Source organism: Micromonospora chokoriensis (genome assembly GCF_000718555.1).
GTDB lineage: Bacteria > Actinomycetota > Actinomycetes > Mycobacteriales > Micromonosporaceae > Micromonospora > Micromonospora chokoriensis_B.
Genome location: NZ_JOAN01000007.1, coordinates 53,241 through 68,975, shown reverse-complemented (window position 1 = coordinate 68,975; position 15,735 = coordinate 53,241). Strand labels below are relative to the sequence as shown.

The 15,735-nt window shown below is 69.7% G+C and carries 11 protein-coding genes; 8 read left to right on the top strand and 3 right to left on the bottom strand.

Translation table 11 applies throughout. The features are described 5' to 3' along the window. Positions 1–34: 34 nt before the first annotated feature. Positions 35–2,278, bottom strand: coding sequence for a serine/threonine protein kinase (locus IF46_RS0111655; RefSeq protein WP_157562923.1), 2,244 nt, complete (start codon positions 2,276–2,278; stop codon positions 35–37). A 193-nt stretch (positions 2,279–2,471) separates the two neighbouring features. Between IF46_RS0111655 and IF46_RS0111650 the strand changes: the two genes are divergently transcribed. Both IF46_RS0111650 and IF46_RS0111645 read left to right on the top strand, forming a co-directional pair. Beyond that, positions 2,472–2,750, top strand: coding sequence for a hypothetical protein (locus IF46_RS0111650; RefSeq protein ID WP_157562919.1), 279 nt, complete (start codon positions 2,472–2,474; stop codon positions 2,748–2,750). A 176-nt stretch (positions 2,751–2,926) separates the two neighbouring features. Further along, positions 2,927–3,799 carry a DUF4231 domain-containing protein gene (locus IF46_RS0111645; protein WP_157562916.1) on the top strand — a complete coding sequence of 291 codons (873 nt, stop codon included), beginning with the start codon at positions 2,927–2,929 and terminating at the stop codon, positions 3,797–3,799. Positions 3,800–3,962: 163 nt separating this feature from the next. Here IF46_RS0111645 and IF46_RS0111640 read toward each other — a convergent pair whose 3' ends face one another. Continuing rightward, entirely contained in the window at positions 3,963–5,351 is a 1,389-nt protein-coding gene (locus IF46_RS0111640) for a cation:dicarboxylate symporter family transporter (RefSeq protein WP_030488325.1), read from the bottom strand. Positions 5,352–5,447: 96 nt separating this feature from the next. Between IF46_RS0111640 and IF46_RS0111635 the strand changes: the two genes are divergently transcribed. From IF46_RS0111635 to abc-f, 3 genes are all read left to right on the top strand, one after another. After that, on the top strand, positions 5,448–7,034 hold the full coding sequence (locus IF46_RS0111635) for an ATP-binding protein (RefSeq protein ID WP_030488324.1): 1,587 nt from the start codon (positions 5,448–5,450) through the stop codon (positions 7,032–7,034). Further along, entirely contained in the window at positions 7,031–7,726 is a 696-nt protein-coding gene (locus IF46_RS0111630) for a response regulator (protein WP_030488323.1), read from the top strand. Before IF46_RS0111635 ends, IF46_RS0111630 begins: the two co-directional genes overlap by 4 nt. A 380-nt stretch (positions 7,727–8,106) precedes the next feature. Continuing rightward, the gene (gene abc-f / locus IF46_RS0111625) at positions 8,107–9,744 is read left to right on the top strand and encodes a ribosomal protection-like ABC-F family protein (RefSeq protein ID WP_030488322.1); all 1,638 of its coding nucleotides are present in this window, start codon (positions 8,107–8,109) and stop codon (positions 9,742–9,744) included. Between the two features lie 45 nt (positions 9,745–9,789). On the opposite strand, the gene dnaE is transcribed toward abc-f, so the two are convergent. Further along, on the bottom strand, positions 9,790–13,320 hold the full coding sequence (gene dnaE / locus IF46_RS0111620; RefSeq protein ID WP_030488321.1) for a DNA polymerase III subunit alpha: 3,531 nt from the start codon (positions 13,318–13,320) through the stop codon (positions 9,790–9,792). A gap of 148 nt (positions 13,321–13,468) precedes the next feature. Here dnaE and IF46_RS0111610 point away from each other — a divergent pair, with 148 nt between their 5' ends. The 3 genes from IF46_RS0111610 (at position 13,469) to IF46_RS0111600 (ending at position 15,651) form a co-directional block, all read left to right on the top strand. Beyond that, positions 13,469–14,089, top strand: coding sequence for an L-threonylcarbamoyladenylate synthase (locus IF46_RS0111610; protein ID WP_030488320.1), 621 nt, complete (start codon positions 13,469–13,471; stop codon positions 14,087–14,089). 276 nt (positions 14,090–14,365) lie between these two features. Continuing rightward, entirely contained in the window at positions 14,366–14,707 is a 342-nt protein-coding gene (locus IF46_RS0111605; protein WP_030488319.1) for a PadR family transcriptional regulator, read from the top strand. After that, a complete protein-coding gene (locus tag IF46_RS0111600) occupies positions 14,704–15,651 on the top strand; it encodes a permease prefix domain 1-containing protein (RefSeq protein WP_030488318.1) in 948 nt (315 codons plus the stop codon). Before IF46_RS0111605 ends, IF46_RS0111600 begins: the two co-directional genes overlap by 4 nt. Positions 15,652–15,735 lie beyond the last annotated feature (84 nt).

Sequence of the window (15,735 nt, the reverse complement as noted above, 5' to 3'; positions counted from 1 at the left end):
CGAGAGTTGCCAACCGCAGCCCCGTCGTCAGCGCTCAGGTGGCCCGCCACTTCTGGTTGGCTTCACCGCTGCACTGCCAGATCTGCAACTTGGCACCGTTGTCCGGGTTCGAGTCGACCACGTCGACGCACCTGTCCGCCTTGGTGTTCACCAGGTCGAACGCCTTGTTGAGGGTGAACTTCTGCGACGACGCGCCGGAGCACTCGGCCAGGATGACGGCTGCCCCGTCCGTGGTGGAGTGGCCTTTGACATCCAGGCACATGCCCATCGAACGGACAGTGCCGTCCGACGGGAAGGTCCACAGCTGCTTCGCGCTCCGATAACAGTCCCAGATCTGCAGTCGCGCACCGGCGTAGGGGTTGCCATCCTGGATGTCGATGCAGCGGTCACTGGCGAAGCTGGAGATCTGCTTGCCGGCGGGCGTGCTGGCCTTCGTCGGAGACGGTGGCGGGGCAGAAGGCTGCTGCGCCGGATTCCCCGGCGCGGTCGTCGTACCGCTGCCCGTCCCCGGCGACGGCGGCGGCAGCGGCGGCCCCCCGCTGGCCGGCGGTGGCGCGCTGGCGGATCGGGACGCCGGGGCGTCCGCGACCGGTAGGCCCTGGAAACCATCCGCGATCAGCGCGAAGACGGCCGTGCCCGCAGACCATTCGGCGGCCGAGGTGGTCCAGTCGATCGAGTACGCGTGCCCGTTCTGGCCGACGAACGCACGGCTCGACGTGTGCATCGGCGTGCCGTCCTCGTGGGTGTACGTCCACTCCCATTCGGCGGCCCGCACCTGGTAGCGCAGCGCGTCGAGCCGGACCTTCCGGTACTGGGCGTACCGCTTGCGATCCGCCGCCTCCCGCTCCCGAAGCTGGGCGACCAGGTCCGCCGGGACGGTCCGGAGTTCGTTGAGGACGAGCACGCGGCTGCCGTCCGGCTCACGGAACACGGCCCGCTCACCGTCGCGCCGCGCCTGCCAGCCGTCCGGCACCGGTACGAGGAAGCGCGGATCGTCACGGTAGTAGCGCCAACCCGCCGGCGCCGGTGGCAGCACCCTGGACACCGGCGTCTCCGCGATCGGTGACGGATTCGCGGCCGGCGCCGCCAGGTCACCGTCACCCGCGCCGCCGAGCAGCCCACCCTTCAGCAGGGACGCGGTCACCAGCAGGACGACCAGCAGCGCGGCGGCGGCGATCGAACCGATCAGCCGAGCCCGACGCTTGCGTCGCGGCCCCGTCACCGGGACGGGCGTGGGCGGGACGGGCTCGGCGGTGACGAAGTCGGGCACGATCATCGGACGGGGCGTGTCGTCGGTGGCGTCGGCGGCGGCCACCGCACTGTCATCGGTGCTGCTCCCCGGGGTGACGGGTTCGACGACGCTCGGCTCCAGGACGGCGGGCTCGACCGGGGTAGCGGGCTCGGCCGGGACGGCGGGCTCGAGCGGAACGGCGCGCTCGACCGGAACGGCGGGCCCGACCGGAACGGCGGCCTGGCGCAGCAGCCGCTCGGCCTCATCCGCACTGATCCGCTGGTCCGGGTTCCGTCGCAGCAGTCCGTCCAGGAGCGGGGTCAGCCGTCCGGCTCGCTGGGCCCTCGGTGGCGCCTCGGTAGCGAGGGCCGCCAACGTCGCGAGCGGAGACGATCGGTGGTAAGGGGTGCGTCCCTCGACCGCCGCGTAGAGGGTGGCGCCGAGCGACCACAGGTCGGCGGCCGGCCCCACGTCGCCGTCGGTGGCCCGCTCGGGCGCGAGGAACGCCGGCGAACCGAGCACCATCCCGGTCTGGGTCATCCGTGGGTCGCCGGGAATGGTGGCCAGACCGAAGTCGGTAAGCACCACCCTGCCGTCGTCGCCGAGCAGCACATTGGCCGGCTTGACGTCCCGATGCAGCACACCGGCCCGATGTGCTGCCTGAAGGGCACTCAGAACGCCCAGCCCGATCCGCGCGGCGCGGTCCGCCGGCATCGGCCCCTCGGCTTCGAGCACCTGGTGCAGAGACCGGGACCGGACGAGCTCCATCACGATCCACGGGTCGCCGCCGGAGTTCAGCACGTCGAAGACGCGTACCACATTGGGGTGGCCCAGGCGGGCGACGGCGCGCGCCTCGCGCATGGACCGCTCGCGCATCTCCCGGCGTTCGTCGTCGCGCAGGCCGGCCGGTGCCACCAACTCCTTGATGGCGACGTCGCGCTGGAGCATCTCGTCACGGGCCTGCCATACGCGGCCCATCCCGCCCTGGCCGAGCGGACGGACCAGCCGATAGCGATCGGCAATCAACTGTGAAGAGGCATCGAGCACGACAGGAAGGTACCCGGCGAAGTTTACGTACCCAATTTTTGCGGCAGATGTAAATGCGACAGTTGGATATGTCACACGCAAGATCGACTGCTAACCGATCGTTCATTTCGACGTAACTGCATCAGTGCCGCGACCATTGTGGCCCACCGCGATGTTACCAACACGTATATCGGCCTTCTGCTATGAATATCGAGTGAATTCGAATTCCGCTGGACGCCGGACCGGTTGGGCCTTCCTGCGCCTGGTGGTGGCCTTGTCCGCCTGCACGCCGGCTGGTGACTCGCGCCAGCCCACCACGCCGCTGGCCAACGGCGCGCTCGCGTCGACGGACGCCAGCGGTGGCGGGCCGCCCTGCACGGCATCGGTCGAAGCGCTGCCGGCACTGCCAGCGGGCTACCGGTTGGTGCGGAACCTCGGATGGGGTGCCACCAGAACGGCCGAGGCGACCGCCCCGGTCCACGCCAGTGGCTGACCTTCCCTGCCCCACCGCGCCACCCAGCCCCGGTCGATCAAGAGCTTTGCGTCATCCGTGGCGGCGTGCCGTGACGCGAACCTCTTGATCACCGCGCACAGGGAGGGCTGGGGGTGGACGGGTGGGTCTACTGTCTACAGCCTGCGTTCCGGGCGTTCTGTCGAGAGGTCGCCGACATGCTGAAGGCCGAGGATCTTCCCCCGTTTCAGCGCGCCGTCTCCTACGAATCGCAGCGCGGCCAACGCGTGTACGCAACCCTGATCGCGCTGCGGCTGTCCCTGCTCCTGGTTGCGGCGGTCGCGGGAGTCGCCACCTGGAAGCTCGACGATTTTGCCGTAGGCCCGGCGCTGGCCGCAGGCGCCTTCGCGGCCACGTCGATCGTCGAGGTCTTCCTCCTCACCAATCGCCCCAACGAGCGGTGGTACGTCGGAAGAGCCCTCTCCGAATCCACCAAGTCGCTCACATGGCGATTCACCACCGCAGCCGACCCTTTTCCCCGATCGCAGAACGAATCGGACAGCATTGAGGAATTCACCAACCGACTGCTGGGCTTGACCCGAGACATGTCGGCCGCCGGGTTGGCCGCTCCCGCCGTGGCTGGACAACAAATCACCGAAGGAATGCGGACGCTACGGTCCGCTTCCCTTGACCACCGCCGCGACGCGTACCTGACCGGCCGCCTCGAGAGCCAGCGAGCGTGGTACGCCGAGCGGTCCTTGTCGAATCGGGCGCGGGCCACACAATGGTCGGTCGGCATGCTCGTCCTGGAGATAGTCGGCGTGACCCTGGCCGTGTCGAGGGCTGCCGGGCTGACCGACCTCGACCTGCTCGGAGTGGCCGCCGCAGCGGTCGCGGCCGGAGCGGCCTGGACGCAGACGCGGCAGCACGGTGCGGTGGCGACCGCGTACGCCCTGGCAAGTCAGGAGCTTGCCGCCATGGGGTCGCTGGCCAGCCGGATCAGCTCGGAGGCCGAGCTGTCGCGGTTCGTGAACGACACGGAGACAGCGATCTCCCGGGAGCACACGATGTGGCGAGCACGCCGACGCTGACGCCTACAACTCCCAGGGCGAGCTGCCAGGAGATCGACTCGGTTTTCAGGAAGTCGCGGTGTCGGGGTGGCTCGGATGCCCCGATCTTCGGGAAACGTGGTGGATCACCGCCGGGCGGGGGCGCGGCGACACTCGGCCACCGCGACCCCGGCCATGCCACGACTCAGGCCGACGCTCCGACCGACGCGGTCTCCTTCTCGTCGGCGCGCGGCGTCGCCGCCTCGTCGTCGTCGTGCTCGTCGAGCATCGTGGCCTCGTCGAACGGGTCGTTGCCGCTCAACACTCCGGCCGCCCGCTCCCGGTCGAACTCCCCGGTCCAGGTTCCCACCAGCACGGTCGCCACCGCGTTGCCGGCGAAGTTGGTAAGCGCCCGAGCCTCCGACATGAACCGGTCGATGCCGACGATCAGCCCCACCCCGTCAACGAGGTCCGGCCGGTGCGACTGGAGCCCGCCGGCCAGCGTGGCGAGCCCGGCACCGGTGACCCCGGCGGCGCCCTTCGAGGCGATGATCATGAACAGCAGCAGCGAGATCTGCTCGCCGATGGCCAGCGGCTTGCCCAGCGCGTCGGCGATGAAGAGCGACGCCATGGTCAGGTAGATCGCCGTGCCGTCCAGGTTGAACGAGTAGCCGGTGGGCACCGTGATGCCGACGACCGGCTTGCTCACGCCGAAGTGCTCCATCTTGGCGATCAGCCGCGGCAGCGCCGACTCCGACGACGAGGTGGACAGGATCAGCAGGAACTCCCGGCCCAGGTAACGCAGCAGCGAGAAGATCGAGATCCGGGCCACGAACCACAGCAGCGAGCCCAGGAACACCAGCACGAAGATCAGGCAGGTGACGTAGAAGCCCACCATGATCTGAGCGAGGCTCTTGAGGGCGTCCACGCCGGTCGCGCCGACCACGGCGGCCATCGCGCCGAACGCGCCGATCGGGGCCAGCCACATGATCATGGCGAGGACCTTGAAGACGACCCGCTGGATGACGGTGATGGCGCTGAGCACCGGCTCACCCCGCCGGCCCATGGCCTGCACGGCGAAGCCGACCAGCAGGGCGACCAGCAGCGTCTGGAGCACCTTGCCCTCGGTGAGCGAGGAGAGCATCGTCGTCGGGATGATCCCGAGCAGGAACTCCGCCGTACCGGCGGCCTCGTCACCGGCGGCGGCCTTGCCGGAGCCGGCGAGGTCCGGGCCGAGGTTCAGGCCGGAGCCGGGGTGGATGAGGTTGCCGACGACCAGGCCGATGGCGAGGGCGACGGTCGACATGGTCAGGAAGTAGCCGAGGGCGAGGCCGCCGACCTTGCCGACCTTCGCGGCCTGCCGGACGGAGCCGACGCCGAGCACGATGGTGCAGAAGATGACCGGGCTGATCATCATCTTGATCAGGTTGACGAAGCCGGTGCCGATCGGCTTGAGTTCCTTGCCGAAATCGGGGGCGACCAGGCCAACCACGATGCCGGCGAACACGGCCACGATGACGGCCAGATACAGGTAACGGGTACGGTCCCGGCGGACCGCCGGTGCCGGGGTGGTGGCGGATGCGGTGGTGTCCATGTCGACAATGTGAAGCGCGTCTCACCCGTTGACATCCTTGCGGTCATTCTGTTCACCGCGAACGCACTGACAGCGCGCGACGAGGAGGTGGTGGAGGTGGCCCGACGCCAGTGGAGCATCGCAGGGCAACTCTTCGCCCTCCAGGCGATGGTGGTGACGCTGCTCGTGCTGGCTGGCGCGGCGGGCGCCGTCTGGCTGGCTCGTAGCGACTCCCAACAGGCCGCCGAGGACGAGGTGCTCGCGGTGGCCCAGACCGTGGCCGGCTCCCCCGACGTCCGCGCGGCCCTCACCACCGCCGACCCTGCGAGGGTCCTGCAGCCGTACGCCGAATCGACCCGGCAGGCCACGGGCACCGACTTTGTGGTGGTGATGGCCCCCGACCGCACCCGGTTCTCGCACCCGACCCAGGAACGGATCGGCGAGCCGTTCGTCGGCGAGATCGGGCCCGCCCTGGCGGGTCGCGCGTTCACCACCACAAACATCGGGACGCTCGGCGAGTCGGTGCGCGCGGTCGTTCCGGTCTACGACGAGCAGAAACGCCTTATCGGTCTGGTCTCGGTGGGCATCACCACCCGCGCGATCGACCGCAAGCTGCTCGGCCAGTTGCCGGTGCTGTTCGGGGTGGCCGCGCCGGCCCTCGCGCTCGCCGCGACGGGCTCCTGGCTGCTCAGCCGTCGGCTACGCCGCCAGACGCACGGTCTGGGGCCGGCGCAGATGACCCGGATGTACGAGTACTACGACGCCGTTCTGCACTCGGTGCGCGAGGGTCTCGTCGTGCTGACCACCGATCGGCGGTTGGCGCTTGTCAACGACGAGGGCCGTCGGCTGCTGGGGCTCGACGCGGACGCGCCGGTGATCGACCAGCCGGTGGCCGGGATCGACCTGCCGCCAGCGGCGGCGGAGCTGCTCGCCTCCGGGCGTGACGCCCACGACGAGTCGATCCTCGCCGGTGACCGGGTGCTCGTCGCCAACCAGCGGACCACCCGCTTCGAGGGCGCGGTGCTCGGCACCGTGTTGACCCTGCGCGACCAGACCGAGCTGCGCACGCTGGCCAGCGAGCTGGATTCGGTACGCGCGCTGACCGAGGCGTTGCAGGCGCAGACCCACGAGTCGGCCAACCGGCTGCACACCGTGCTGACCCTGGTCGAGTTGGGCCGCGCCGACGAGGCCGTCCGGCTCGGCACCCGGGACCTGGCCCTCGCCCAGCAACTGACCGACCGGGTGGTCGGCGCGGTGACCGAGCCGGCGCTGGCCGCGCTGTTGCTCGGCAAGTCCGCGCAGGCCGGCGAGCGCGGCGTAGACCTGGTCATCGAGCCGGACTGCCGCCTCGACGACAGCCCGCTGCCGACCGGTGACCTGCTCACCGTGGTCGGTAACCTGGTCGACAACGCGCTGGAGGCGGTGGCCGGCACGCCGACGCCACGCCGGGTACGGGTCTTCGTCGGCGCGGTCGACGACGAGCTTGTGGTCCGGGTCGCCGACAGCGGCCCCGGGCTGGCCCCGGAACGGGTCGCCGACGCGTTCCGGCGCGGCTGGTCCACCAAGAGCACCGGCCGTGGCCTCGGCCTGGCGCTGGTCGGGCAGGTGGTCCGCCGGCACGGCGGTAGCGCCGAGGTGGCCCGCGCGGACGACGGCGGCAGCCTGTTCACCGTCCGGCTGCCGGCCAGGATCGAGCCGTCATGACCGGCATCAGGGTGCTGGTCGTCGAGGACGAGCCACTGCTGGCCGAGGCGCACAGCGCGTACACCGAACGGGTTCCCGGTTTCGTGGTGGTCGGGGTGGCGCACACCGCCCGAGCGGCGATGGCGGCCCTGCGCGCCAACGGCGGCGGCGACGTGGACCTCGTACTCCTGGATTTTCGGCTGCCCGACCTGCACGGCCTGGACGTCTGCCGGGCGCTGCGCGCGGCCGGCAGCAGCGTCGACGTGCTCGCCGTGACCTCCGCGCGGGACCTGGCGGTGGTGCGCACCGCGGTGTCCCTCGGGGTGACCCACTACCTGCTCAAGCCGTTCACGTTCGCCGCGTTCCGCGACAAGCTGGAACGGTACGCCGACTACCGCGCGCAGGCGCTCGCCGACGGCGAGGTCGCCGCCCAGCATGAGGTGGACCAGATGTTCGCCACCCTGCGCGGCACCGCCGGGCACAGTCTGCCCAAGGGCCTCGACGCGCAGACCCTCAATCGGGTACGCGCCGCCCTCACCGACGGCACCCGCGCGCAGGTCGGGCTGTCCGCGACCGAGGTGAGCGCGCTGACCGGCATCTCCCGGGTGACCGCCCGCCGCTACCTGGAATACCTAGTGACGGTCGACCGAGCCGCCCGAACCCCCCGCTACGGCACCCCCGGCCGCCCCGAGGTCGAGTACCGCCCCCGCTGAGACCCCGCCCCATGCCAGCCCGCCGCAAGATCGTGCTCGATCCAGGATCTAGTGGTCTCGGTCGAAGAGCGAGGCCACTACTTCAACGATCGAGCACGATCTTCGCGCATCCGGCTCCCATTCCCAGCTCAGCACCCCAGTCGGGAATGCGGTGGCGGGGCGGAGATCCGTTGTTAGACTCGGCGGCGTTGGGTTAGTGGCACGACCAGGGAGACCAGACATGGCGGGTGACGACGACATCTCCGGGTGAGACCGGATGTGTTCGGCCATCGGTTCGGCGCGCGCCTGCGCAGCCGCCGAGGCCATGTCGTCGTTGCACCGGTCCCCGTCGCCGTCGGGCGGCTCAGGCGCGCCCACCCCACCCTTTCGAGGTCACTCGCATGTCTGATGCGTTCATCGTCTGCTCGAACCTGTCCTTCTCCTGGCCGGACGACACCCCGGTCTTCACGGAGCTGTCCTTCACCGTCCCCGGCGGGCGTACCGGCCTGGTCGCGCCGAACGGCGCCGGCAAGAGCACCCTGCTGCGGCTGATCGCCGGAGAGTTGCGGCCCAGCGGTGGCAGCGTCACCGTCGACGGTCTGCTCGGCTACCTCCCGCAGACGCTGCCGCTGGTCGGCGACCTGGCCGTGGCACAGGTGCTCGGCGTGGCCGAGCGGATCGCGGCCCTGCACGCCATCGAGGCCGGCGACGCCAGCGAGGAGCACTTCGCCACCATCGGCGACGACTGGGACATCGAGGAGCGCACCCGCTCCGAGTTGGACCGGCTCGGCCTGGGTGAGCTGTCGCTCGACCGCCGGCTGCACACCCTCAGCGGCGGTCAGGTGATCTCCCTCGGCCTGGCGGCGCAACTGCTGCGCCGCCCGAACGTGCTGCTGCTCGACGAGCCCACCAACAACCTGGACCTGGCGGCCCGGCACCAGCTCTACGACGTGCTCACCGACTTCACCGGGTGCCTGCTGCTGGTCAGCCACGACCGGGAGCTGCTGGACCGGATGGACCGCATCGCCGAGCTGGAGCATGGTGAGATCCGCTGGTACGGGGGCAACTTCACCGCGTACACCGAGGCGGTGCAGGCGGCGCGGGAGGTGGCCGAGAGCAACCTGCGCAACGCCGAGCAGGAGGTCAAGCGGGAGAAGCGGGAGCTGCAGCAGGCCCGGGAGCGGGCCGACCGGCGGGCCAGCAACGCCTCCAAGAACCTGAAGAACGCCGGCCTGGCCCGGATCGTGGCCGGCGGGCTCAAGCGCAGCGCGCAGGAGTCGGCGGGCAAGGCGCAGGAGACGCACGCCAGCCGGCTCGGTCAGGCCAAGGCCCGACTCGACGAGGCAGGCCGGGCGGTACGCGACGAGGACCGGATCGTCGTGGACCTGCCGGACACCACCGTCCCGGGTGGGCGCACTGTCTTCTCCGGCCAGGGGATGCGGGCCCGCTTCGACGACCGGGAGTTGTTCGGCGGCGACGGTGCCGATCTGGTGATCCGGGGACCGGAACGGATCGCGCTCACCGGGGGCAACGGCGTCGGCAAGTCGACCCTGCTGCGCCTGGTCAACGGTGACCTGGACCCGGCCGGCGGCGAGCTGAAGCGGGCCGACGGGCGGATCGCGTACCTGTCGCAGCGGCTGGACCTGCTGGACCTCGACCGGACGGTGGCGGAGAACTTCGCCGCGTACGCGCCGGACCTGCCGGACGCCAAGCGGATGAACCTGCTGGCCCGGTTCCTGTTCCGGGGTGCCCGGGTGAACCTGCCCGTCGGGGTGCTCTCCGGCGGTGAGCGGCTGCGCGCCACCCTCGCGTGCGTGCTGTGCGCCGAACCGGCGCCGCAACTGCTGCTGCTCGACGAGCCGACAAACAACCTGGACCTGGTCAGCGTCGCCCAGTTGGAGAGCGCGCTGTCGGCGTACCAGGGGGCGTTCGTGGTGGTCAGCCACGACGAGCGGTTCCTCGCCGAGATCGGCGTGCAACGCTGGTTGCGGCTGGCCGACGGTCAGCTGCGCGAGATCAGCGCCCCCGACCGGGGCTGAGCCGAGCGGCCCGGCCGGACGTACGCCGGCCGGGTCGCGGCCCGGTCAGCTCACGTTGGCCGGGCCGAGGACGCTCTTCAGGTCACCCATCAGCGCGGTCGTCGCCGCCACCCGGAACGGACCCAACCGCAGGGTGGTGGTGCGCCCGCCGTTCTGCAGTTTGACGTGCACCTCGGTGTCGCCGGGGTGCAGCACAAGGGTTTCCTTGAGCTTCTCCATCAGCGGCGGCGTGCACCGGTGCACCGGGATGGTGAGGGTGACCGGCTTGTTGGTGGCGCTGGTGCTGACGTCCGGCATGGACATGTCCATCGCCATGATCCGTGGGGTGTCGTCGCGGCGGTCCACCCGGCCCTTGACCACCACGATGGCGTCCTCGGCGATGTACTGCCCGATCACCTCGTAGGTGTTCGGGAAGAACAGCGCCTCCACTCCACCGGCCAGGTCCTCCAGGGTGGCCGAGGCCCAGGCCCGGCCCTGCTTGGTGACCCGGCGCTGCACCCCGGAGAGGATGCCGGCGAGGGTGACGACGGCCCCGTCGGGCACCGCGCCCTCCTCGGCCAGGGACGCGATTGTGGTGTCGGCCGCCGCGTTGAGGATGTGCTCCAGGCCGAACAGCGGGTGGTCGGAGACGTAGAGGCCGAGCATCTCCCGCTCGAAGGCGAGCTTGTCGCGTTTGTCCCACTCGCTGTCGCCGATGGTGGGCATCACCGTCGTGCTGCCGGTGTCGGCGTCGCCGAAGCCGGCGCCGAACAGGTCGTACTGGCCGACGGCCTCCTTGCGCTTGACGTCGGCGTACGCGTCGATCGCGTCGGCGTGCACCGCGAGCAGGCCCTTGCGGGGGTGTTCGAGGGAGTCGAACGCGCCGGCCTTGATCAGCGATTCGATTGTCTTCTTGTTGCAGACCACCGCGTCCACCTTGGACAGGAAGTCGTAGAAGTCGGCGTAGTCGCCCTTCTCCTCCCGGCAGCGCATGATCGAGGCGACCACGTTCGCGCCGACGTTGCGCACGGCGGCCAGGCCGAAGCGGATGTCCTTGCCGACCGGGGTGAACGGCCCGGCCGAGGTGTTCACGTCCGGTGGCAGCACCTGGATCCGCATCCGGCGACACTCGGCCAGGTAGAGCGCCATCTTGTCCTTGTCGTCGCCGACGGACGTCAGCAGCCCGGCCATGTACTCGGCCGGGTAGTGCGCCTTCAGGTACGCGGTCCAGTAGGAGACCAGGCCGTACGCGGCGGAGTGCGCCTTGTTGAACGCGTACCCGGCGAACGGCACCAGGACGTCCCACACCGCCTGGATCGCCTCGTCGGAGTAGCCGCGCTCGCGGCAGCCGTCCCGGAACGGGATGAACTCCTTGTCGAGGATCTCCTTCTTCTTCTTACCCATGGCCCGGCGCAGCAGGTCCGCCTGACCGAGGGTGTAGCCGGCGAGGATCTGCGCGGCGCGCTGCACCTGCTCCTGGTAGACGATCAGGCCGTGGGTGGGCGCCAGGATCTCCCGTAGCGGCTCCTCCAGCTCCGGGTGGATCGGTGTGATCTCCTGGAGGCCGTTCTTGCGCAGCGCGTAGTTGGTGTGCGAGTCGACGCCCATCGGGCCGGGTCGGTACAGCGCCAGGACGGCGGAGATGTCCTCGAAGTTGTCCGGCTTCATCAACCGAAGCAGCGACCGCATCGGCCCACCGTCGAGCTGGAAGACGCCCAGGGTGTCACCGCGGGCCAGCAGCTCGTACGCGGCCTTGTCGTCCAACGGCAGGCCCAGCAGGTCGAGCTTTCGGCCGTGGTTCAGCTCGATGTTCTTGACCGCGTCGTCGATGATCGTCAGGTTGCGCAGGCCGAGGAAGTCCATCTTCAGCAGCCCGAGCGACTCGCAGGTCGGGTAGTCGAACTGCGTGATGATCGCCCCGTCGGCGTCGCGGCGCGTCAACGGGATGTGCTCGATGATCGGCTCGGCGGACATGATGACGCCGGCGGCGTGCACACCGGTCTGCCGGATCAGCCCCTCGATGCCCTTGGCCGTGTCGATCACCTTACGGACGTCCGGGTCGGAGTCGTACAGGCCACGGATCTCGCCGGCCTCGGCGTAGCGGGGGTGCTTGTTGTCGAAGATGCCGGTGAGCGGGATGTCCTTGCCCATCACCGCCGGCGGCATCGCCTTGGTGATCCGGTCGCCGACCGCGTACGGGTAGCCGAGGACCCGGGCCGAGTCCTTGATCGCGGCCTTCGCCTTGATCGTGCCGAAGGTGGCGATCTGGGCGACCTTGTCCTCGCCCCACTTGTCGGTGACGTACTTGATCACCTCGCCGCGCCGACGCTCGTCGAAGTCGATGTCGACATCCGGCATCGAGACCCGCTCGGGGTTGAGGAACCGCTCGAAGATCAGGCCGTGCTGGATCGGGTCCAGGTCGGTGATGCCCAGCGCGTACGCGACGAGCGAGCCGGCGGCCGAGCCACGGCCCGGACCCACCGCGATGCCCTGGTTCTTGGCCCACTGGATGAAGTCGGCGACCACGAGGAAGTAGGACGGGAAGCCCATCTGGTTGATGACGCCCAGCTCGTACTCCGCCTGGACGACGTGCCCCTCCGGGATGCCGTTCGGGTAGCGGCGGCCCAGGCCGGCGAAGGTCTCCTTGCGGAACCAGGACTCCTCGGTCTCCCCCTCGGGCACCGGGAAGCGCGGCATCAGGTTGTGAAACTCGAACATCCCGGTCGGGTCGACCTTCTCGGCGACCAGCAGGGTGTTGCGGCAACCCTCCTGCCACAGCTCGGACGAGTCCACCGCGCGCATCTGGTCGGCGCTCTTGATGAAGTAACCGCCGCCCTCGAACCGGAACCGGTTGGGGTCGTCGATGTTGCTGCCGGTCTGCACGCAGAGCAGCACGTCGTGGGCGGTGGCCTGCGCCTCGTGGGTGTAGTGCGAGTCGTTCGTGACCACCGGCGGAATGTCCAGCTTGCGGGCGATCTCGGTGAGCCCCTCGCGGACCCGGCTCTCGATGGAGAGGCCGTGATCCATGATCTCCAGGAAGTAGTTGTCCTTGCCGAAGATGTCCTGGTAGCTGGCGGCGACCTTGAGCGCCTCGTCGAACTGGCCCAGCCGCAGCCGGGTCTGCACCGCGCCAGATGGGCAGCCGGTGGTGGCCATGATCCCCTCGGCGTGCTCGGCGATCAGCTCCATGTCCATCCGGGGCCACTTGACGTAGTGCCCCTCCATGGAGGCGCGCGAGTTGAGGGTGAAGAGGTTCTTCAGGCCCTGCGCGTTCTTCGCCCACATGGTCTTGTGGGTGATCGCGCCGTTACCGGAGATGTCGTCGCTCTTCTGCTCCGGCCGACCCCACTTGACCCGCGCCTTGTGATAGCGCGACTCCGGCGCCACGTACGCCTCGACGCCCAGGATCGGGGTGATCCCGGCGGCCATCGCCTGGTTGTAGAAGTCGTTCGCGCCGTGCATGTTGCCGTGGTCGGTGATCGCCACGGCGGACATGCCGAGCCGCTTGGCCTCGGCGAACAGGTCCTTGAGGCGGGCCGCTCCGTCGAGCATCGAGTACTCGGTGTGCACGTGCAGATGCGCGAACGAATCAGCCATGCGTGGCGCCCCCCGGCGGTGTGGATCTTGTTGGTCGGAGCCGACCGGGACCTACCCTACCGAGGTGATCTCGGCGGCTCCACCGTCCGCGCCGACGGCCGTGGCCCTCGTCTCCTGATCGCCGGACGGTGCGCCTAGGCTCTTCAGGATGGCGAGGTACTACGACGTACACCCGGAGAACCCACAGCCCCGAGTCATCGGCCAGGTCGCCGACCTGATCCGCGGCGGTGGGCTGGTCGCCTACCCGACGGACTCCTGTTACGCGCTCGGCGTCCAGCTGGGCAACCAGGACGGGCTGGACCGGATTCGGCAGATCCGCCACCTGGACGATCGGCACCACTTCACGCTGGTCTGCCGCGACTTCGCGCAGCTCGGCCAGTTCGTCCAGATCAGCAACTCGGTCTTTCGCCTGGTGAAGGCGTCCACCCCGGGCAGCTACACCTTCATCCTGCCGGCCACCAAGGAGGTGCCCCGCCGGATGCTGCACCCCAAGAAGCGCACCGTCGGTGTCCGCGTGCCCCGGCACGTCGTCACCCAGGCGCTGCTGGCCGAGTTGGCCGAGCCGCTGGTGTCCAGCACGCTGGTCCTGCCCGGTGACGATGAGCCGATGACCCAGGGCTGGGAGATCAAGGAACGGCTCGACCACCAGGTCGACGCGGTGCTCGACGCCGGCGAGTGCGGCATGGAGCCGACGACGGTCATCGACCTGTCCGGCGCGGAGCCGGAGATCCTGCGCCGGGGCGCCGGCGACGCGTCCCGCTTCGAATAGGGCGCCCGACGCGGCGAGCGCGTCACCACTTCGATCACCTGGCCTGGCGTCTCTGAGCGCCAGGCCATCGCCGTGCGCGCTCCCTTTGCTCTGCTGCCGCATACGCACCACCCTGCGGCACCGTGCTGGCGCATCCGCGGCAGCAGAGCAGAGGGAGTGAACAACCCTCGTCTCCCCGGGCGCCGCGCGGGACCGCGGGTCGCACCCCAACATCCCCAACAGACGCGACGTTGTTGGCGTAGACAACACTGTGTGCCACACAGTATGGTGTGACACATGGTTAGCGAGGACGTTCTACGGACGCACCTACAGGAGTTGCGTCGAGGCACCGTCGTGGTGGCCAGCCTGGTCGCGCTGCGCCGACCGGACTACGGCTACGCACTGCTGCAACGGCTTACCGACCACGGCTTTCCGGTCGACGCCAACACCCTCTACCCGCTGCTGCGCCGCCTCGAAGACCAGGGCCTGCTGACCAGCGAGTGGAACACCGAGGAGAGCCGACCGCGCAAGTTCTACCGGACCAGCGACGAGGGCGAGTCGATGCTGAGCCGACTCCTTGACGATCTCGCCGCCGTGCAGACCTCCATGACCGGGCTGATCCAAGGAGTGGACCGATGAACACGCTGACCGACCGCTACCTCGCCGCCACCCTGCGCTCGGTGCCCGCCCAGCGCCGCGACGAGATCGCCACCGAGTTGCGGGCCTCCATCGACGACATGATCGACGACCGCACCGGCAGCGGCGAGGACCCGACCGCGGCCGAGCGGGAGGTGCTCACCGAGTTGGGTAACCCGGACGTGCTGGCCGCCCGGTACGCCGACCGCCGGCTGCAGCTCATCGGCCCGACCTACTACCTGCTCTGGCTGCGACTGCTGAAGCTGCTGCTCAGCTTCATCCCGGCGCTCGTCGGCACGATCGTCACAGTTGTCGAGGCGGCCGAAGGAAAGGGTTTCGGGGCCATCGGGCCGGGCATCGTCACGGCCATGCAGGTGGCCGTGCAGATCACCTTCTGGCTCACCCTGACCTTCGCCATCATCGAGCGCACCCAGACGGCCGTGGACCTGCCGGAGTGGACTGTCGACCAACTGCCCGACGCCCCGGTGCACCGGGGGATCCCGCTCGCCGACACCATCGCCTCGGTGATCATGCTGGTGCTGACCATCGCGTACCTGCCGTTGCAGCACTACCAGTCCTGGGTTCGCGGCACCGACGGCGAGAACGTTCCGATCCTCGACCCGGCGCTGTGGTCGTTCTGGCTGCCGGCGCTGATCGTCGTCCTGGCCGCCAGCGTGGTGTTCGAGATCGTCAAGTACCGGATCGGGCGGTGGACCTGGACGCTTTTCGGCATCAAGGCGATGCTCAACCTGGCGTTCACGGTGCCGCTGATGTGGTTGGCGCTCTCCGACCGGCTGCTCAACCCGGCCCTGGCCGAGCGCCTGAGCTGGGTGGCGGAGGCAGACAACCGGGACGCCCTCGGGCTGGCCATCGCGGTCGGCGCGGCGGCGGTCGTCGCCTGGGACCTGATCGACACCGCCCGGAAGACCCGCCAGCAGACCGCCTGAGCGACACCAGAGACGGCGGCCCGGCGCGTACCCCGCGCCGGGCCGCCGCCCGTGCGACGTGACCGGGCTGGCCGGTCGACGGGC